The following is a 19,744-nucleotide window of genomic DNA, read 5'->3' on the forward strand; positions in this document are numbered from 1 at the left end:
ACGTCAATGACATCCCTGGCCGGCCGCTTCGCCGGCATCCTCGTCGCCGCTGGCCTCGTCATGGGTCCGGCCGGTGCGCAGGAACGCGCGCCCGCGGCGCCCGAACCCTCGACGCCTGCCGTCGCGCCCCAGGCCGATCCCGAGCGGACCCTGAAGCCGGTCTCGGCCTTCGACGGGATCGCCGACGAGACCCAGCGCTCGATCGCCATCTTCGAGGAAACCGGCAAGGTGCTCCTGCATCCGCGCTGCGTGAACTGCCATCCGGCGGGCAATTCGCCGCTCCAGGGCATGGAGATGCGCGAGCATCAGCCGCCCGTCGTGCGCGGCGATTCCAATTTCGGCGCCCCCGGCATGATGTGCAACACCTGCCATGGTCCCGAGAATGTCGAGGTGGTGGCGCAGGCCGAGGGCATCCGCTCGATCCCCGGCAATCCGAACTGGCATGTCGCGCCGATCGAGATGGCCTGGGAGGGCCGTTCGCTGGCCGAGATCTGCGTGCAGATCAAGGATCAGGACCGCAATGGCGGCAAGACCCTGGCCGAGCTCGTCGAGCACATGGCCGCCGACGATCTGGTCGGCTGGGGCTGGAATCCGGGCCAAGGCCGCGAGAAGGTGCCGGGCACGCAGGAGCAGTTCGGCGCGCTCTACGAGGCCTGGGCCGCGACCGGGGCCCATTGCCCGGCCGGCTGACCGGCCAGCATCCATGACGAGATCTTGCAGGCGGGTCCCCAGGGCCCGCCTGTTTCGTTTGGGGCTTCGCCGCCGGCCTAAACCGATTTTACCCTGCGTCCGCCCCTTCCGATCCGGCGGCGCGCCCGGTAAGCCATGCCCGACCTGTACACGAGCTGCGAAGGGCAGAAGATGAGCACCCGTACCGAAACCGATTCCATCGGCGCCATCGAAGTCGAGGCCGACCGCTACTGGGGCGCCCAGACCGAACGGTCGCGCAACAATTTCCGCATTGGCGGGGACCGCCAGCCGTTGCCGCTGATCCACGCCCTCGCCCTCGTCAAGAAGGCTGTGGCCCGGGTGAACACCTCGATGGGCCGCCTCGACGGCCAGATCGCCGACGCCATCGAGAGCGCCGCCGACGAGATCGTCGCGGGCAAGCTCGACGACCACTTCCCCCTCGTCGTCTGGCAGACCGGCTCGGGCACCCAGACCAACATGAATGTCAACGAGGTCATCTCGAACCGGGCGATCGAGATGCTCGGCGGCACCATGGGCAGCAAGAAGCCGGTGCATCCCAACGACCACGTCAACATGAGCCAGTCGTCCAACGACGTCTTCCCGACGGCCATGCATGTCGCGACCGTCCTGGAGACCCGCCGCCTGCTGCTGCCGGCGCTCGACCGGCTGCACGGCTCGCTGGACGCCAAGGCGAAGCAGTATGCGTCGATCATCAAGATCGGCCGCACCCACACCCAGGACGCCACGCCGGTGACGCTCGGCCAGGAATTCTCCGGCTACGCCGCGGCGCTGGAACTCTCCAAGAAGCGCATCAACGACGCTCTCGACGGTGTCCTGGCGCTGGCCCAGGGCGGCACCGCTGTCGGCACCGGCCTCAACGCGCCCGAGGGCTTCGATACGGCGGTCGCCGCCGAGGTCGCCAAGCTCACCGGCGAGGCGTTCCGCACCGCGACCAACAAGTTCGAGGCGCTGGCCTCGCACGGCGCACTGACCTTCTTCCACGGCGCGCTCAACTCGCTGGCCGCCGATCTGATGAAGATCGCCAACGACATCCGCTTCCTCGGCTCCGGCCCGCGCTCCGGTCTCGGCGAACTCAACCTGCCGGCCAACGAGCCCGGCTCGTCGATCATGCCGGGCAAGGTCAACCCGACCCAGGCCGAGGCCATCACCATGGTCGCCACCGAGATCTTCGGCCACGACACCACCGTGACGGTGGCGGCGTCGCAGGGCCATTTCGAGCTGAACGTCTTCAAGCCGGTCATTGCCAATGCCGTCCTGTCCTCGATCCGGCTCCTGGCCGATTCCATGGTCAGCTTCGCCGAACATTGCGTCGACGGTATCGAGGCGAACGAGGAGCGCATCCAGAGCTTGATGGAGCAGTCGCTGATGCTGGTGACCGCGCTGGCGCCGACCATTGGCTACGATGCGGCCGCCAAGATCGCCAAGACGGCGCATCAGAACGGCACGACCCTTCGCGAGGAAGCCGTCGCGAGCGGCCTCGTCTCCGAGGCGGATTACGACCGGATCGTCGATCCGCGCACCATGATCGCGCCGGGCTGATCCGGGTGACAGACGGCGACGATCGATGCCTGCCTATCGGTCGTCGCCACCAGAACTGCGATTGTATCGTTTTTGGTTGACGAATTGTCGGCGCCGGGCCGGGATGCAAGTTCCGGCGCGGCAGTTTACCTGTGCATCGGTTCAACCGACAAAGGCACTGCGGAACATCATCCACCGCAACGACGCCGCCCAGGAGACATCGCCATGAACGCCAATCTCATCCTTCTCGGCAGGGTTCTCCTGTCGATCATCTTCATCTTGTCGGGCTTCGGCAAGCTCGCCGGTGCCGCAGGCTTCTCCGGCTATCTGTCCAGCCTCGGCGTGCCCGCACCGCTCGTGATGGCCTATGTCGTCGGCGCCTTCGAGCTTCTGGCCGGCATCGCGGTCCTCGTCGGCTTCCAGACGCGGGCCGTGGCGATCGCGCTGGCCGCCTTCTGCGTCGCCACCGGTCTCCTCGCCCATATCGACGACCAGACCGCGCTGCTCAAGAACATTGCCCTCGCCGGCGGCTTCCTCGCCCTTGCCGGCGCCGGTGCCGGCGCGCTGGCCGTCGACAAGCCGAAGCGCGAAAGCCGCTACGCCTGACGAGCCCAAAGGTCCGAAGAACGGCCCAGCCGCTCCGGTCGCCAACGCGCCGGGGCGGCTTTTTCGTGCGCACGCCCCAAAACCGGCATCCGCCGAACGGGGATTCCTTTACGTAAGTTCTGTTGCCTTATAGAATTCTCTTCTTATAGCATCGCGGCGCGTGAGATTCGCCACGTGAGCCAGCAGGTTCGATGGGGGAAATATGACGGAACGTGTCAGTATCAATTCCGGTCAGGTCAGCCGGGAATACGTCGCCTGGATGTTGATGGAAAAGGTCATCCATTCGGAGGCCGACATCAGACGCAACAGTCCTGACCGGAAATATGTTCTCGATCTCTTCGTAGAATGCCTGCAGGCGACGGGCGGCCACAGACCCGGATAGTCTTGATCAGAACAGACCGCCGCTTCCCTACCGGGAGCGACGGTGCCACCGGGCTGATGTCAGTCCGGCGCCGAACCGAACCGGGCGGCCAGGGCGTCCGCTTCGGCCACATCCTGGCGGTCGCGCGCAACCAGCGAGCGGATCAGGCAGGCCTGCGACCGCAAAATCACCCCGTCGGACAGGATCTTGAGATGGTTCGCGGTCAGGGTGGAGCCGGTCGAGGTGATGTCGACGATGACATCCGCCGAGCCCGCAGCGGGGGTGCCCTCGGTCGCGCCGAGGCTCTCCACGATACGGTAGCTCTGGATCCCGTTGCGCCGCGTGAAGAAGCTCTGGGTCAGCCGCCAGTATTTCGTTGCCACCCGCAGGCGGCGCCCGTGCCGGGCCCGATAGCCGCCGGCCACGTCGTTCAGGTCTTCCATCGTCTCCACGTCGACCCAGGCATCGGGCACGGCCACGACCACGTCGGCATGACCGAAGCCGAGGCGGGCCACCGTTTCCACCATTTGGTCGGGCTCGGCGATGGTCTCGCGGATCAGATCCTCGCCCGTGATGCCGAAATCGATCGCCCCGTCGCGCAATTCGCGGGCGATCTCCGAGGCCGACAGCAGCAGTACTTCCAGTCCCGGCGCACCGGTGACGCTGGTGCGGTAGCTGCGCGAATCCTCGGCCGACGCCACATGGATGCCGGCCCCGGCCAGCGCCGCGACGGCCTTGTCCTTCAACCGCCCCTTGGACGGGATCGCGAGGGTGAGCGTCATGCCGCGTCTCCCGTCCGGCTGGCGATGCGGTCGAGCCAGAGCGAAAAGCCGACGGCCGGCACCGGCCGCTCGGCGCCGAGAATGCTCAACAGCCGGTCATAGCGCCCGCCGCCTGCCAGCGGCTCGTCCGACCCCTTGCGGCGCGCCTCGAAGACGAGGCCGGTGTAATAATCGATCGGCCGACCGAAGGCGGCGCGATAGCGCACTGCGGCGAGATCGACGCCGGCCGCCCGCAGCGCGAGATTGCGGGTCTCGAAGAAGGTCAGCGCCCGGCCGAGATCGAGCCCGGCCGCGCCGGCAAGATCGCCGATCACCGTGCCGGCCTCCGACAGGGGGGCGTCGATGGCCAGGAACCGGCGCAGGAGCTGCAACGAGCCCTCGCTGAGCCGGGCCTCGGCGATCGCTACCTTCTCGATCAGCCGCGCCGCGACCTCGCCCGGCGAGCGCCCGGAATGGGGCGGCAGCCCCGCTTCCTCCATGCGTTCGCGAATTTTGAAAGTCAGCGCGCCCTGCTCGCCGAGACGGGCGAGTTCGGCAAATTCCGGATCGAGCGTGTCCAGCGCGCCGCTGCCGCCACGTGCGAGCGCGGCGAGCGCCGCTTCCAGCTGATCGTCATGGCCGAAGGTGCGCACCAGACGGCGCTGCCAGCCCTCCGGCAGGCCGAGCGCCCGCAGGAACGCCTCGAACAGGCCTTGGTCGCCGAGAACGAGATCGAGCTCGCCGGCTTCGAGACCGCAGGTCTCCAGCCCCGCCAGGGCGTCGGCCAACGCCCGCGCATCGGCGGTCGCGGCGTTCTCTTCGCCCAGATCCTCGATCCCGGCCTGGTAGAACTCGCCCGGTCCGGTCGGCCGCTGGCGGAACACCAGCCCGACATAGCTGTAGCGGCGCGGCAGCGTCGCGCCGTGGCCGACATGGTCGCGGCAGACGGGGATGGTGAAGTCGGGCCGCAGGCACAGGGTCTCGCCGGCCTCGCCCCGGGTCAGGAAGATGCGCCGGCGCAGCGCCTCGCCGGCCGTGTCGAGATAGGGGTCGGCCGGCTGGATGATCGGCACATCGACGCGCGCCGCGCCGCGTGCGGCGAACAGAGCGCCGAGCTCGGCTTCGTAGGGCGCGCCCGTTCCGGCGCGTGTCTCGGCGCTCACGGTCTCAGGCTCCGCTGCCGGCATCGCCGCCGGAACGGCCATTCTGACGCGCCAGGATCGCCTTCACCGCCGCGACCATGTCGGCCTCGTCGACCATTTCCTGACCGGCCCGCGCCTCGCGCCATTCGGCATTGTCGGTGATCTCGGCGGACAGTTCCTTGCCGAGCGCCAGATCCTTGACCTGCACCTTGCCGGCCGCCTTCTCGTCGCCGCCCTGGATGACCACCACGGGAGCGTTGCGCCGGTCAGCATATTGCAGCTGCTTGCCGAACTGCTTGGGGTTGCCCTGGAACACCTCGACCGGCACCGGCGTCGCCGTCGGATTGCCGTTCTCGTCGGTGTTCAGTGCCGCGCGCAGCGTCGTCGCCATGGCCTGGTAGTCGGCCATCCGGTCGCGGTCCATCACGGTGACCACCACCGGCCCGGTCCGCTCGGCAGCATCCAGGCGGCCGAGATTCTTCAGCGCCGTCATCAGGCGGGAAACGCCGATGGAAAAGCCCGTCGCCGGCACCGGCTGGCTCATGAAGCGCGACACCAGCCCGTCATAGCGCCCGCCGCCGCCGACCGAGCCGAACTGGACCTTCTGGCCCTTCTCGTTGGTGACGTCGAACAGCAGCTCCGCCTCGAAGACAGGCCCGGTGTAATATTCGAGACCGCGCACGACGGAGGGGTCGATCGAGACCCGGCCCAGATAGCCAGCACCGTCCAGATACGCCTGGATATCGTTCAGCTCGGCAATGCCCTCGCCCATCCGTCCTTCGCCGGCCTCACCGGGGAATATGCCGGCGAGCTCATCGATCTTCGATGCGCCGACAAAGCCGAGGATCTTTCCCGTCTGCGCGTCGTCCAGCCCGGCGCCCGGCGTGAAATCGCCCTCGCCTTCCTGCCCGCCGTCCCAGCGTCCCTTGCCGAGCAGCAGCTTGACGCCATCGGGGCCGAACTTGTCCAGCTTGTCGATCGCCCGCAGCACCGTCAGGCGGCGGCCGGCATTCTCGTCGCCGCCAAGGCCGATCGCCTCGAGGACACCGTCGAGCACCTTCCGGTTGTTGACGCGGATGACATACTGGCCGCGCGGGATGCCCAGCGCCTCCATCGTGTCGGCCATCATCATCGCCATCTCGGCATCCGCCGAGACGTTCGGTGCACCGACGATGTCGGCGTCGAACTGCATGAACTGGCGGAAGCGGCCCGGCCCCGGCTTTTCGTTGCGGAAGACGTAGCCGGCACGGTAGCTGCGATAGGGCTTGGGCAGGCTCTCGTAGTTCTCCGCCACATAGCGGGCGAGCGGCGCCGTCAGGTCGTAGCGCAGGCTCATCCACGCCTCGTCGTCGTCCTGCAGCGAGAACACGCCGGCATTCGGCCGGTCGGCATCCGGCAGGAACTTGCCCAGCGCGTCGGTATATTCGAACACCGGCGTCTCCACCGGCTCGAAGCCGTAGGTCTCGTAGACCCGGCGGATCTTCGCCAGCATGGCGTCCTGGGCGCGCAGATCGCTGGCGTCGCGATCGACGAAGCCGCGCGGCACCCGTGCCTGGACCCTCGACGGTTTCTTCTTCTTGTCGGCCATGAATGCGCTGCGTCCAAACGGTTTGACGGGCGCTCGGATGCACCCTTTCCTGCGGGCGATCCCCTACCCCGTGCGCCCGATTTCGGCAAGGCAAGGCGGTTTTGCAAGGCGCGTGGTGGCGGGGGACGGCGTAAGCGCGGCGAGACGGCAGATCGGAGAAGTGGAGGGCAACGTCAACGATTTGGCATGGGTCCTCGGGTCAAGCCCGAGGATGACGACCTTGTTGGAGGTCTTCGCTACACTTCAGCGGCTGTGACCTTTGCAGGGGCTGAGGACCTTTCGGTGCCACCGGTTTCGGCGCGTGCACAGACGGTGGCGATTGGCAGCAAAGCTCAAATCTCGGCGTCATCCTCGGGCTTGACCCGAGGACCCATGCCTCGCCATCTCAGCTTCCGCTCCGGTGAAAACCACCAACGCACCCCCGCGCAACGCCTCACCACCCCATGCCGCGATAGAGTTCGTTCCACTCGGGGTTCATCGCCTCGATCAGGTCGATCTTCCATTGCCGCCGCCAGCGCTTGAGGGATTTCTCCCGCTGGATCGCGCTGCCGATGTCGACATGGTCCTCGTACCAGACCAGCCGCGTCACCCCATGAGCCTTCACGAAGCCTCGGGTCAGGCCGCTCTTGTGCTCATACACCCGCCGCGACAGGTCCGACGTGACTCCGATATAGAGCGTGCCGTTCTTCTGCGACGCCATGATGTAGACGGTGCCGGCCATGGGGTGGAGCGTCGATGGTCACAGCGGCGGCGTCAAGCGGGTGAGGGTTCTGAGGCGTATGTGGCGGCGGAACCGGCTTGGCATGGGTCCTCGGGTCAAGCCCGAGGATGACGACCTTGTTGGAGGTTTTTGCTAGGCTTCAGCGGCTGTGACCTTTGCAGCGGCTGCGGGCCTTTTGATGCCACCGGTTCTGGCGACTACACAGACGGTGGCGGTTGGCGGCATCGCTAAAATCTCGGCGTCATCCTCGGGCTTGACCCGAGGACCCATGCCTCGCCATCTCAACTTCCGCTCCGGTGAGGCTCACCGCGTTAGCCTGCCGTGATACCGTAACCACCGCTACCGCGACGTTCACCACTAACGCAACGCCGCTTATGCCCACGCCCCCCCCTCACCCCGGCGCCGTGAACGCATCCCGAGCCGTCTCGCAGTCATCGCGCATGCAGCAGCCGTCGATGTGGTCGTTGACGAAGCCCAGCGATTGCATGAAGGCGTAGACGGTTGTCGGGCCTACGAAAGTGAAACCGGCCTTCTTCAGCGCCTTCGACAGGCGTGTCGAGGCGGGGGTGACGGGGTTGGCGCGCAGCCATTCGGCGGTCACCGTCGCCGGCCGCTCGTCCGCATCCGGCGCGTGGCGCCAGAGGAATCGTGCCAGCGAGCCGTGCTCGGCGCGCAGCGCATCGGCGCGCCGGGCATTGTTGATCGCCGAGACGATCTTGCCGCGATGCCGGATGATGCGGGCGTCGAGGACGATCCGCTCCACGTCCGCCTCGTCCATCGCCGCCACCCGCGCGATCGTGAAGCCATGGAACAGTTCGCGGAAGGCCTCGCGCTTGCGCAGGATGGTCAGCCAGGAAAGCCCCGCCTGAAATCCTTCCAGGCAAAGCTTTTCATAGAGCCGGTCGTCGTCAGCGGTCGGCCGGCCCCATTCCTCGTCATGGTAGCGACGATAGAGATCGTCGCCGCCGTGCCAGGCGCAGCGCAGCAGGCCGTCCGGGCCGCGGATCAGGCCGTCCGGCGGCGGCGCGTCTTGCATCGATGGGTCCATGGCGCATGTTTTCGCAGGCGCCCGTCGAAGTGGCAAGCTACCGCAGCGATGCGCCGCCCGCCGGCTTCAGGCGTTGGTCGAGCGGCCCGACGCGCAGCGATAGCGCTTCAAATGCCATTTCGGCCGCGCCTTCAGATGCTCGACGGCGGCAGCCTGGCCGAACAGGGCGCATTGCATGATGGAACCGTCGAAGGCGACCTGCTCGGGGCGGCAGTCGGCAGGGGCGGAGTTGAGGCAGACGATCAGGGTCAGAGCGATCATGGCAGGGCTCCTATGGCCGGTCCAGCGGCCATGGCGAAGGGGTTGCGATCGCAGCCTTGTGCGACCGGTTCATGCCATTGCGTGCGTTCGTCCCGCATCCGGGTTCTGGTGCCCGTCATGACGACCTTTGGACGCCGGTATCGAATCTAGCAAGAATGCTGCATTGCACAATGCCTGAAATTTCGGCGTGCGCTTTAATTCGGCACAGTGTGGCAGGCGTGCTGCATCACCTCGGCGCGCCGCCCCCGCGCCGGCCTCACAACGCGCCCTTAACCACGCTCCGAAACCGCTGCTTAACCTTATGAAACTGTTTCCGTTTTCGAGGGCGTTTCGGACCGGCGCGTTTACCATTCCCTTGCCCTTTGCAGCGAGGCTCGGTGTCGAGGCGGCAGGCGCAAGCCGGCCCCGATCCGGCAATCGAGGGACATCATGGCGATACCGATATCCGCCCGGCGCGCACTCGTCGGCCTGCTGGCGATCCTGGCATGCCCCGCGGCGAGCGAGGCGCAGGAGCGATACCGCAGCTTGCCGCCGGTCGAGATCGCGCCCGATCTGGCCGACCGCTGGCTACTGCAACTGTCGCCCGGTGACGGCGTCGCCCGCAGCTATCAGCGGGCCGCCGCGTCGGGTGTCGTCCTCGGCGGCCGCCGCGGCGCTGCGGCGCCCTCGGCCGGCGCCCGCGTCGTCGTGCGTCCGGGCTCCGCGCAGCAGCGCGTCCTCGGCCAGGCGCCCGGCGTGCGGGGCGGCTATCTGCCCGGAACGCGCAGCGCCGCACCGGTGACCGGACGCCAGCAGGCCGCGCTGGCGACCCGCAATCTTCCGGCTCCGAACGCCATCGACCCGCAATTCCTGCCCCAGACCGTGCCGTACCGCGGCAAGGAGGCGCCCGGCACCATCGTCGTCGATACCAGGGCGAAGTTCCTCTACCATGTCGGCCGCGACGGCACGGCGCGCCGCTACGGCGTCGGTGTCGGCAAGCCCGGCTTCGGCTGGAAGGGCCGGCATCCGATCACCCGCAAGGCCGAATGGCCGAGCTGGACGCCGCCCAAGGCGATGATCGCCCGCGAACGCAAGAAGGGGCGGATCCTGCCGGCCCACATGAAGGGTGGCGAAGCCAACCCGCTGGGCGCCCGCGCGCTCTATCTCGGCTCCACACTCTACCGGATCCACGGCACCAACCAGCCCTGGACCATCGGCCGCGCCGTGTCCTCGGGCTGCATCCGCATGCGCAACCAGGACGTGATGGATCTCTACGAACAGGTGAAGGTCGGAACGAGGGTCGTTGTGCTCTAACGGCAACAGCCCCGACTTTCCTCAACGGAATGCGGAACTCGATGCGACCAACGCGGCGAGAATGCGTTCAAACCATGGCACAATGACGACAACGAGGCGCGGGACACGGTGGGCTTTGCTCCGCCCCGCCAAACGAGAGGAGCCTCCCATGCAGAACTGGACACGATGGGCCGGAGCCGGCCTGACGGCGATCATGGCCCTGGCGGTGACCGGACAGGCCAGCGCCGAAGACGTGCGCCGCTACGACCACGCGACCAACAAGTGGGTGACGGTCAGCGCCGAGCGCGTTGCCGCCCGCACGCAGCACCGGGCCCTCGCCCAGCGCGGCCCGGCGGCCCAGTATCACCGCCGGCAGGTGCGCATCGAGACGCGCGAGAAGCCGGGCACCATCATCGTCGATTCCCAGCGCAAATATCTCTACTTCGTCGAGGGCAACGGCATGGCGACCCGCTACGGCGTCGGCGTCGGCCGCGAAGGCTTCGGCTGGTCGGGCCGGATGAGCGTCGGCCGCAAGGCCGAGTGGCCGGGCTGGACGCCGCCGCCGTCGATGATCAAGCGCGAGCGCGCCAAGGGCCGCATTCTGCCGGCCCACATGAAGGGTGGCCCGGCCAACCCGCTGGGTGCACGCGCGATGTATCTGTATCGCGGCGGTCGCGATTCGCTGTTCCGGATCCACGGCACCAACCAGCCCTGGACCATCGGCCAGAACATGTCCTCGGGCTGCATCCGCATGATGAACCAGGACGTCGAGCACCTGTATGAGCGCGTGCCGAACGGCACCAAGGTCATCGTCATCGGCCCCAGCGGCCAGGGCCCGAAGAACGTCTATACCGAAGTCGGCGTCGTGCGCGAAAACGTCATCGCCTCGATCTTCGGCGGCTGAGTCCAGCGCCCGGTCGCTTCGACATCACGGCCCGCCGGCGACGGCGGGTCGTTTTGCGTTAGGGCTACTCCGCCGCGACGAGGCCGGGCTCGCCGCGGGGCTGGACGGCAGCGAGGCTTGCCGGCTTCTCGCCGCCAAAGGCCCAGTCGAGGAGCTCGATCGTGTGCAGGATCGGAATGCCGGTGCCCGAACCGATCTGCGTCATGCAACCGATATTGCCGGTGGCGATCGCCTGCGGCGCGATGCTCTCGATGTTCTTCACCTTGCGGTCGCGCAGGGTGGCGGCGATCTCGGGCTGCAGGATGTTGTAGGTGCCGGCCGAACCGCAGCAGATATGGCCCTCGGGCACGTCGCGAACGGTGAAGCCGGCCTGCGCCAAGAGCACTTTCGGAGCTTTCGTGATCTTCTGGCCGTGCTGCATCGAGCAGGCCGAATGATAGGCCACCACCAGATCGGTTGCGTTGACCGGCAGCGGCAGTTCCAGCTCGGAGAGGAACTCGGTGACGTCCTTGGCCAGCCCTGAGACCCGTGCCGCCTTCTCGGCATAGGCCGGGTCCAGCCGCAGCATATGGCCGTAATCCTTGATCGTCGTGCCGCAGCCCGACGCGGTGATGATGATCGCGTCGAGGCCGTCGGCGTCTGCCGTGCGCGACCAGACGTCGATGTTGCGGCGGGCGAAATCCAGCGCCGGCTCTTCCTGGCCCATGTGATGGACCAGCGCGCCGCAGCAGCCCTCCCCTTCCGGCACCACCACCTCGACACCGAGCCGGTTCAGAAGCCGCACCGTCGCCTCGTTGATCTTCGGATCGAGCACCGACTGGGCGCAGCCGCGCAGCAGCGCCACCCGCTTCCTGCGCGCCCCCTCGGCCGGCCGCACGCCCGGCGCGTTGACCTGCGACTTCGCCGGCACGGCGCCCGGCGCCAGCTTCAGCATCGCGGCCAGCGGCTTCAGCGGCTTGATCGCATCGAACAGCCCGGCGAAGGGCCGGCCGATGCGCGCCATGACGAGGCTCGCGCGGAACCGCTCGGGATAGGGCAGCGTCATCGCCAGGATCCGGCGGATCATCCGGTCGGCCAGCGGCCGCTCATAGGTCCGCTCGATATGGGCGCGGGCATGGTCAACGAGATGCATGTAGTTCACGCCCGACGGGCAGGTCGTCATGCAGGCGAGGCAGGACAGGCAGCGGTCGATATGGGTGACGGTCTTCTCGTCGGCCGGCCGGTCGTTCTCCAGCATCTCCTTGATCAGGTAGATGCGCCCGCGCGGGCTGTCGAGCTCGTTGCCGAGGGTGACATAGGTCGGGCAGGTCGCGGTGCAGAAGCCGCAATGCACGCATTTTCGGATGATCTGCTCGGAATGCGCGGTCTCGGGATCGGCGAGCTGCGCGGGGGAGAAGGTGGTTTGCAAAGGTCTGGCCCATGAAAGAGTCTGGAAACGTCGTCGATGCGAACCGCCGGCGCGGCAGCCCGCCTAGCCCATCCGCCCCGGATTGAGCACGCCGGCGGGGTCGAACTGCTGCTTCAGCCGGCTGGCGAGGCCCGCCAGCGGCCCCGGCTGCGGCTGGAAGACGGCGGTCGCCGCCCGCACGCTTTCGGAGGCGCGCACCAGCGTCGCATGGCCGCCGCCGAAGCGCCGGATCGTCTCGCGCACCAGTTCGGCCTCCGGCTCGCCTTCCATGCGCAGCCAGACGAGACCGCCCTGCCAGTCATAGAAGGCGTCGATCGCTGCCTGCATGCGCAGGCTCATGACGATCTCGTGGCCGCGGGTCGGGGTGACGGACAGGCGCCAGACCGGCTTGTCGGTGCCGTCGACGAAGGGCCGGATGTCGCGCACGTCGCGCCAGACCGCCCGCGATGCCTCACCCTCCAGATGTTCGACCTTGCCGACCTTCTCGAGCGCGGCGCTGAGATAGGCCGAACGCGCCGCGACGGACGGGCCGAAGCCCTCCAGCCGGATCAGCGTCGCCGCGTCGTTGCCGAGATGGCCGTCGGCAACGCGCGAGGCGACATACATCGGCAGATGCGCCGCGCCCGAGGCCTCCGCCGACGAGCCCATCGCCGCCGCCATGGCGCCGGTCGCCGCGTCGTCGGCGAGACCGCGCAGCACGATCGTCGTCTCGGTCTCGGTCTTCGGCAGCACCTTCAGCGTCACGTCGGTCATCACCGCCAGCGTGCCGAAAGAGCCGGTGAGCCCCTTGGAGAGATCGTAGCCGGTGACGTTCTTCACCACCCGGCCGCCGGACTTGAACATCTCGCCACGGCCGGACACTGCATGGACGCCGAGGATGTGATCGCGGGCCGCGCCGTGCTTCAGCCGCCGCGGCCCGGCGAGATTGCAGGCGACGACGCCGCCGATCGTGCCGAGGCCCGGCTCCAGCCCATGCAGCGGACCGTAGTCGAGCGGCTCGAATTCCAGGCGCTGGCCGGCCTCGTCCAGAAGCCTCTCGATCTCGGCGATGGGCGTGCCGACGCGTGCCGACAGGACCAGCTCTTCGGGTTCGTACAGGGTCACGCCGGCCATCGCCGACAGCGACAGGGTGCACGCCGCCTGCACCGGCCGTCCAAGACCGCGCTTGGAGCCGGTGCCCTCGACCGCCAGCGGCTCTTCCTGCGACACCGCCGCCGCGACGATGTCGCGGAGCTGGATCGCGGTCTCGGGGCGCAGGATGGACGCGGCGGGGCCGGCCGCGCCGGTTGAACGCAACTCGCTCATGGTCAGAACCTCGGCAGGTCGGGAAAAGCCACCTGCCCCTTGTGGACATGCATCCGGCCGAGTTCGGCGCAGCGATGGAGCTGCGGGAAGACCTTGCCGGGATTGAGCAGATGCTTGTCGTCGAAGGCGCATTTGACCCGCTGCTGGTGGCGCAGATCGTCCTCGCTGAACATTTCCGGCATCAGGTCGCGCTTTTCCACGCCGACGCCGTGCTCGCCGGTCAGAACGCCGCCGACCTCCACGCACAGGCGCAGGATGTCGTTGCCGAACTCCTCGGCCCGGTGCAGCTCGCCCTCCTTGTTGGCGTCGTAGAGGATCAGCGGATGCAGGTTGCCGTCGCCGGCATGGAAGACATTGGCGACGCGCAGATCGTATTTTTCCGAGAACGCCTTCATGCCGGCCAGCACCCGCGGCAGCTCCTTGCGCGGAATGGTGCCGTCCATGCAGTAATAATCCGGCGAGATGCGGCCGACCGCCGGGAACGCCGCCTTGCGCCCCGCCCAGAACGACGCACGCTGTTCTTCCGAATTCGAGACCTTGGTGACGGTGGCGCCATTGGCGTCGGCAATTGCCGCAACCTCGGCCAGGAGATGATCGACCTCAGCGCCCGGCCCGTCGAGCTCGACGATCAGCAGCGCCTCCACGTCGCGCGGATAGCCGGCATGGACGAAGTCTTCCGCCGCATGGATGGCCGGCCGGTCCATCATCTCCATACCCGCCGGTATGATGCCCTTGGCGATGATCGCGGCCACGCACTCGCCCGCCTGTTCGGAGGTGGGAAAGCCGATCAGCACCGCCCGCGCCGTCTCCGGCTTCTGCAGGATGCGGACCGTGACCTCGGTCACGACGCCGAGCAGGCCTTCCGAGCCGGTCATCAGGCCGAGGAAATCGTAGCCCTCGGCCTCCAGATGCTTGCCGCCGAGGCGCACCACCTCGCCCTCGATGGTGACGAACTCGATGCCGAGGACGTTGTTGGCGGTGAGTCCGTATTTCAGGCAGTGCACGCCGCCGGAATTCTCCGCGACATTGCCGCCGATCGAGCAGGCGATCTGCGAGGACGGATCGGGCGCGTAGTAGAACCCCTCGCCTTCCACCGCCTTGGTGATGCCGAGATTGGTCACGCCCGGCTGCACCACGGCGCAGCGATTGTCGTAGTCGATCTCCAGCACCCGGTTGAACTTCGACAGGACCAGGAGCACGCCGTCCTCGAGCGGCAGGGCGCCGCCGGACAGCGAGGTGCCGGAGCCGCGCGGCACCACCGGGATCTCGTTGGCGTGACAATATTGCAGGACCCGGGCGACCTGCTCCACCGTCGACGGCAGCACGACCACCAGCGGCATCTGGCGATAGGCGGTCAGGCCGTCGGATTCGAACACGGCCATCTCGTTGGCGGCATCGACCACGCCCTCGCCCGGCACGATCGCGCGCAGGGCGTCGACGATCGACTGGCGGCGGCCGAGGATCGCCTCGGACGGCTTGGGCATCATCACGGACATCGGCTCACTCCCATTAGAGAGGCGAAACTAGGCGCCGCACGGGCCGGCGTCCACAGAAGGAACGATAGGCGTCTGCGGCTCAATGACCGTCCTCGCCGCCCTGCATGTGATGCTTGCGGATACTGCGCACGACCAGCCAGACCCCGAGCAGCGCGATCGGCACGAAACCGGCGACCAGCACCGTCGCGGAGACCGGCAGTCCCTGATATTCCAACGCCTTGGCGACATAGCCGAACAGCCCGACGACGTAGTAGCCGATCGCCGCGACCGACAGGCCCTCGACGGTCTGCTGCAGGCGCAATTGCAGCCGCGCCCGCCGGTCCATGGAGGCCAGCAGGTCGCGGTTCTGGTGCTCCAGTTCCACGTCGATGCGGGTGCGCAAAAGGTTTGCGGCGCGGCTGAGCTTCTCCGACAGATTGGCCTGCCGCTCCTCGATGGCGCGGCAGGTGCGCATGGCCGGCCCCATCCGGCGCTTCAGGAAGGCGCTCCAGCTCTCCTGCCCGGCGATCGGCTGCTCGCCCACGGAGACGAGGCGCTCGCTGACGATCTCGTCATAGGCCCGGCTGGCCCCGAACCGGTAGAGCACCGAGGCCGCGGAGGCCTCGACCTCGGCCGCCGCCAGGGTGATCTCCTGAAGCAGTTGCCGACTGTCCTCGTTGCCGCCCTTCATCTCCTCGGTGATCGACATCAGCCGGCTTTCGAGCGAGGCCACCATCGGCCCCACCGAATGGGCGAGCGGCAGGCCGAGCAGCGCCAAAGTGCGGTAGATCTCGACTTCCACCAGGCGCATGGCGAGCGCGCCGGCGCGTTGCGGTGGCAGCCCGTCGTCCAGCACCAGCATGCGCGTCATGCCGTCGCCGTCCTGGCGAAAATCCGTCGCCGCATGGGCGAGCCCGCTCTCCATGATCGAATGGCAGTAGCTGGACTTGTCGAAGCTCTCGAGCGCCGCCTGGCCGGCAGCGTCGTTCGGCCGCAACTCCAGATGGACACCGGCGATGAAGGGTCCCGGCGCCTGGAACTCGGCGCCGAAGGGATGGCCCTCGACCGGGTCGCCGAAATGTTCGGGCGGCGGCCCTTCCCAGGAATAGGTGCAGAATTCGGTGTGCCGCTCCCAGCGCAGCTTGCCCTTGCCGAAGGCGAAGGAATGGGTCCGGGCGTCCTTGGCCGGCGGCGGCACGCCGCGGCGCACCGACATTTCGGCGAGGATCGCCAGATCGCTTTCGCCGTGATCCTCGTTCATGAAGGCCAGCACCACGAGCGCCCGCGGCAGCTCGATCAGCGGAAACGGCCTGGCATGCAGTTCGCCGAGGACGGCGGCCCGGCGCGGATCGGTGGGAAAGCGGTCGAGCGACGCCTGGCGTAACGTGATGCGGCCCATCTTTTCCCCTTTGTGGTGCCGCTCTTGCTACCCGATCGGCCAAGTCCGGTCCAAGCAGGAATTGCGATTGTCGACAAACCGGCTCAGAACGTTTCCAAACTGCAACGTTGCCGACGCCGCCGCCAATGTGCGACGAAGGACGTACGAGGAGAAGCCATTGAGCGAGAATGCCGTTCGCAGCGAGACCCGTCCGCAAGTCGCGCTGTTCGTTACCTGTCTGGTCGATCTGTTCCGTCCGAGCGTCGGCTTCGCGGCCATCAAGCTTCTGGAAGAATCGGGCTGCGACGTCGTCGTCCCGACGGCCCAGACCTGCTGCGGCCAGCCGGCCTACAATTCCGGCGACCGGGCCGACACGAGAGCCATCGCCGAACAGGTGATCGCCACCTTCGAGGGGTTCGACTATGTGGTCGCCCCGTCGGGATCGTGCGGCGCCATGCTGAAGAAGCATTATCCCGAGCTCTTCGCCGGCGATGCCGAGTGGGAGGCGCGCGCCCTCGCCTTTTCCGACAAGGTGTTCGAACTCGTCAGCTTCCTGGCGGACGTGCGCGGCATGACCGGCGTCACCGCCAGGGTCGAGGGCACCGCCACCTATCACGATTCCTGCTCGGGCCTGCGCGAGCTCGGCGTCAAGGCGCAGCCGCGCATGCTGCTCGACAGCGTCGAGGGGCTGGAACTGACGGAACTGCGCGATTCGGAAGTCTGCTGCGGTTTCGGCGGCACCTTCTGCATCAAATATCCCGACGTCTCCAATGCCATCGTCACCAAGAAGGCGCGCAATGTCGGCATGACCGGCGCCGACATGCTGCTTGCCGGCGACCTCGGCTGCCTGATGAACATGGACGGCAAGCTGAAGCGCGAGAATATCGGCGTCGAGGTCCGTCACGTGGCCGAAGTCCTCGCCGGCATGACCGACGCTCCGCCGATCGGCGGCAAGCTGTGAGGCGTCAACGCCTGCAGCAAAGCGGCAGAACGCTCGTCCCGGTGGCGGCCGCCGCCCCGTGGACGGCCGCGCAGCGTCGCGCCCCAGACTTCATGCCCGAATAGGCTCCGCCCCATGCAGATCACTTCGCATACGTTCAAGGCCAATACCGTCAAGGCGCTCGCCGATGTCGAGCTGCAGCGGGCTCTCGGCCATGTCGAGAAGGGCTTCATCGACAAGCGCCAGACCGCCGTCGACGCCCTGCCCGAATTCGACGCCCTGCGCGACAACGCCGTCGCCATCAAGAATCACACGCTGAAGCATCTCGACCTCTATATCGAGGCCTATGTGGCCAAGGTCGAAGCCTCGGGCGGCATCGTGCATTTCGCCGAGGATGCGGACCACGCCCGCAAGATCTTCCTCGACATCGCCCGCAAGCGGAACGCCAAGACCGTCACCAAGGGCAAGACAATGATCTCCGAGGAGATCGGCCTCAACGCCTTCTTGGAAGAGAACGGCATCGTGCCGGTCGAGACCGATCTCGGCGAATACATCATCCAGCTGCGCGGCGAGCATCCGAGCCACATCATCGCCCCGGCCGTCCACGTGACCCGCGACCAGGTCGAGGCGGATTTCCGCCGCGTCCATGTCGATCTCGACCCGAACCGCAATCTGGTCGAGCCGGAGACGCTGCTTGGCGAGGCCCGCCAGATCCTGCGCCGCAAATATGTCGAGGCCGACATCGGCGTGACCGGTGCGAACTTCCTGATCGCCGAGACCGGCTCGTCGGTCATCGTCACCAACGAGGGCAATGGCGACCTCACCCAGCTTCTGGGCAAGTGCCACGTCGTGCTGGCCTCGATCGAGAAGCTGGTACCGACGCTGGAGGACACCGCCCAGATCCTGCGCATCTTGGCGCGATCGGCCACCGGCCAGGACATGAGCGTCTACACGACGCTCTCGACGGGGCCGAAGCGGGACGCCGATCTCGACGGGCCGGAGGAATACCACGTCATCCTCCTCGACAACGGCCGCTCCAACATGCTGGGCACCGAGTTCGAGGAGATGCTGCGCTGCATCCGCTGCGGCGCCTGCATGAACCATTGCCCGGTCTATCACGCCGTCGGCGGCCACTCCTATGGCTGGGTCTATCCCGGCCCGATGGGCGCGGTGCTGACGCCGTCGCTGATCGGTGTCGACAAGTCCGGCCATCTGCCGAACGCCTCGACCTTCTGCGGCCGCTGCGAGAGCGTCTGCCCGATGCGCATTCCGCTGCCCAAGATGATGCGGCACTGGCGCGAGAAGGAGTTCGAGAGCCATCTGCAGCCCAGGACCCAGCGCACCGGGCTCGGCGTCTGGGCGTTCTTCGCCCGGCGGCCGGCGCTCTACCGGGCAGCGGTGTCGATGGCGATGCCGCTCCTGAAGCTGGCGGCGGGCCGCAAGCGGCGCTTCGCCTCGCTGCCGCTGGCCGGCGGCTGGACCAAATGGCGCGACCTGCCGGCGCCCGAAGGGCGGACCTTCATGCAGCAATACGCCCAGAAATCCCATGCGACGACGGGGGACAAACGATGAGCGCATCCACCCGCGAAGCCGTCCTCGGCCGGATCCGCCGCTCCAACGGCGCCCGTCCCAACGACCCCGAGCGCAGGCGCATCGTCGAGGAGCGCATGGCCGGCGCACCCGTCGGCATCGTGCCCCAGCGCGGCCAGCTGCCCCAGGACGAGCAGGTGGCGCTGTTCATCCGCATGGCCGAGCGGGCCAACGCCACCACCGCGCGGATCGCCGGCTATGGCGACTTGGCCGGGGAGGTCTCCCGCTGGCTGCGCGAGAACAATTTCCCCGCCGATCTCAGAATGTCCGAAGACCCGCGCTTCGCCGACGCCGATTTCGACGCCACGTCCCTCACCATCCGCAAGGGCGTCAGCGACGGCGACGATCTCAATGGCCTCTCCCATGCCGAAACCGCCATCGCCGAAACCGGCACGCTGGTGCTCGTCTCCGGTCCTGAGAACCCGACGAGCCTCAACTTCCTGCCGGAAAACCACATCGTCGTGGTGAAGGCCGACAGCATCGGCGGCGAGATGGAAGCCGTCTTCCCCATGCTGCGCGCGCGCTACGGCAAGGGCGAGATGCCGCGGTCGCTGAATTTCGTCACCGGCCCGTCGCGCTCCGGCGACATCGAGCAGACGCTGCTTCTGGGCGCCCATGGCCCGCGCGCTTTGCACATCGTCATCGTCGACTGACGCGGCGCGCGGCGGTTTGCACCGACCGTGCATGACGCTGGGGAAATATTTCCGCCGGACGGGATGAGCTTTGACACAAACCGGGCTAGGCTTTCCCTCCCG

At 67.5% G+C, this 19,744-nt stretch carries 18 protein-coding genes; 8 read left to right on the forward strand and 10 right to left on the reverse strand.

The features are described from left to right. Window positions 1-6 precede the first annotated feature (6 nt). The 3 genes from H536_RS0104145 (at window position 7) to H536_RS0104155 (ending at window position 2,835) form a co-directional block, all read left to right on the forward strand. Window positions 7-690, forward strand: coding sequence for a hypothetical protein (locus H536_RS0104145; RefSeq protein WP_024349267.1), 684 nt, complete (start codon window positions 7-9; stop codon window positions 688-690). A gap of 171 nt (window positions 691-861) precedes the next feature. Next, window positions 862-2,250, forward strand: a complete 1,389-nt coding sequence (fumC, locus tag H536_RS0104150) for a class II fumarate hydratase (RefSeq protein WP_024349268.1) — start codon at window positions 862-864, stop codon at window positions 2,248-2,250. Window positions 2,251-2,454: 204 nt separating this feature from the next. Next, window positions 2,455-2,835, forward strand: coding sequence for a DoxX family protein (locus tag H536_RS0104155; protein WP_035694448.1), 381 nt, complete (start codon window positions 2,455-2,457; stop codon window positions 2,833-2,835). Window positions 2,836-3,276: 441 nt separating this feature from the next. On the opposite strand, the gene hisG is transcribed toward H536_RS0104155, so the two are convergent. The 6 genes from hisG to H536_RS0104195 form a co-directional block, all read right to left on the reverse strand. Continuing rightward, window positions 3,277-3,978 (reverse strand): ATP phosphoribosyltransferase, encoded by a 702-nt coding sequence (gene hisG, locus H536_RS0104165; protein ID WP_024349271.1) that lies wholly within the window; start codon window positions 3,976-3,978, stop codon window positions 3,277-3,279. Further along, window positions 3,975-5,144: an ATP phosphoribosyltransferase regulatory subunit gene (locus H536_RS0104170; protein ID WP_373279275.1), complete on the reverse strand. Its 1,170-nt coding sequence runs from the start codon at window positions 5,142-5,144 to the stop codon at window positions 3,975-3,977. The genes hisG and H536_RS0104170 overlap by 4 nt, the downstream gene beginning before the upstream one ends. Then, the gene (hisS, locus tag H536_RS0104175; RefSeq protein WP_024349273.1) at window positions 5,125-6,687 is read right to left on the reverse strand and encodes a histidine--tRNA ligase; all 1,563 of its coding nucleotides are present in this window, start codon (window positions 6,685-6,687) and stop codon (window positions 5,125-5,127) included. The genes H536_RS0104170 and hisS overlap by 20 nt, the downstream gene beginning before the upstream one ends. A 433-nt stretch (window positions 6,688-7,120) precedes the next feature. Further along, the gene (locus tag H536_RS0104185) at window positions 7,121-7,408 is read right to left on the reverse strand and encodes a GIY-YIG nuclease family protein (RefSeq protein WP_024349275.1); all 288 of its coding nucleotides are present in this window, start codon (window positions 7,406-7,408) and stop codon (window positions 7,121-7,123) included. A gap of 391 nt (window positions 7,409-7,799) precedes the next feature. Next, the gene (locus H536_RS0104190) at window positions 7,800-8,444 is read right to left on the reverse strand and encodes a DNA-3-methyladenine glycosylase I (protein WP_035694588.1); all 645 of its coding nucleotides are present in this window, start codon (window positions 8,442-8,444) and stop codon (window positions 7,800-7,802) included. Between the two features lie 78 nt (window positions 8,445-8,522). After that, window positions 8,523-8,717, reverse strand: a complete 195-nt coding sequence (locus tag H536_RS0104195) for a hypothetical protein (RefSeq protein ID WP_024349277.1) — start codon at window positions 8,715-8,717, stop codon at window positions 8,523-8,525. Window positions 8,718-9,146: 429 nt separating this feature from the next. Here H536_RS0104195 and H536_RS0104200 point away from each other — a divergent pair, with 429 nt between their 5' ends. Continuing rightward, window positions 9,147-10,010: a L,D-transpeptidase gene (locus H536_RS0104200; protein WP_029702714.1), complete on the forward strand. Its 864-nt coding sequence runs from the start codon at window positions 9,147-9,149 to the stop codon at window positions 10,008-10,010. Between the two features lie 148 nt (window positions 10,011-10,158). After that, window positions 10,159-10,893: a L,D-transpeptidase gene (locus H536_RS0104205; RefSeq protein ID WP_228238449.1), complete on the forward strand. Its 735-nt coding sequence runs from the start codon at window positions 10,159-10,161 to the stop codon at window positions 10,891-10,893. A gap of 64 nt (window positions 10,894-10,957) precedes the next feature. Here the strand turns inward: H536_RS0104205 and glcF are convergent, their stop codons facing one another. The 4 genes from glcF to H536_RS0104225 form a co-directional block, all read right to left on the reverse strand. Further along, window positions 10,958-12,301: a glycolate oxidase subunit GlcF gene (gene glcF, locus H536_RS0104210; protein ID WP_024349280.1), complete on the reverse strand. Its 1,344-nt coding sequence runs from the start codon at window positions 12,299-12,301 to the stop codon at window positions 10,958-10,960. Window positions 12,302-12,364: 63 nt separating this feature from the next. Continuing rightward, entirely contained in the window at window positions 12,365-13,606 is a 1,242-nt protein-coding gene (gene glcE / locus H536_RS0104215) for a glycolate oxidase subunit GlcE (protein WP_024349281.1), read from the reverse strand. Between the two features lie 2 nt (window positions 13,607-13,608). Continuing rightward, entirely contained in the window at window positions 13,609-15,102 is a 1,494-nt protein-coding gene (locus H536_RS0104220) for an FAD-linked oxidase C-terminal domain-containing protein (protein WP_024349282.1), read from the reverse strand. Window positions 15,103-15,181: 79 nt separating this feature from the next. Beyond that, window positions 15,182-16,480 (reverse strand): DUF3422 family protein, encoded by a 1,299-nt coding sequence (locus H536_RS0104225; RefSeq protein ID WP_024349283.1) that lies wholly within the window; start codon window positions 16,478-16,480, stop codon window positions 15,182-15,184. Here H536_RS0104225 and H536_RS0104230 point away from each other — a divergent pair. From H536_RS0104230 to H536_RS0104240, 3 genes are all read left to right on the forward strand, one after another. Beyond that, window positions 16,470-17,420: a (Fe-S)-binding protein gene (locus H536_RS0104230; RefSeq protein ID WP_228238453.1), complete on the forward strand. Its 951-nt coding sequence runs from the start codon at window positions 16,470-16,472 to the stop codon at window positions 17,418-17,420. The genes H536_RS0104225 and H536_RS0104230 overlap by 11 nt on opposite strands. A 114-nt stretch (window positions 17,421-17,534) precedes the next feature. Continuing rightward, on the forward strand, window positions 17,535-18,971 hold the full coding sequence (locus H536_RS0104235) for a LutB/LldF family L-lactate oxidation iron-sulfur protein (protein ID WP_024349285.1): 1,437 nt from the start codon (window positions 17,535-17,537) through the stop codon (window positions 18,969-18,971). Continuing rightward, window positions 18,968-19,642, forward strand: a complete 675-nt coding sequence (locus tag H536_RS0104240; protein WP_024349286.1) for a LutC/YkgG family protein — start codon at window positions 18,968-18,970, stop codon at window positions 19,640-19,642. Before H536_RS0104235 ends, H536_RS0104240 begins: the two co-directional genes overlap by 4 nt. The last annotated feature ends 102 nt before the right edge of the window (window positions 19,643-19,744 follow it).

The sequence above is a fragment of the Aurantimonas coralicida DSM 14790 genome, from assembly GCF_000421645.1.
GTDB classification, from domain to species: Bacteria; Pseudomonadota; Alphaproteobacteria; order Rhizobiales; family Rhizobiaceae; genus Aurantimonas; species Aurantimonas coralicida.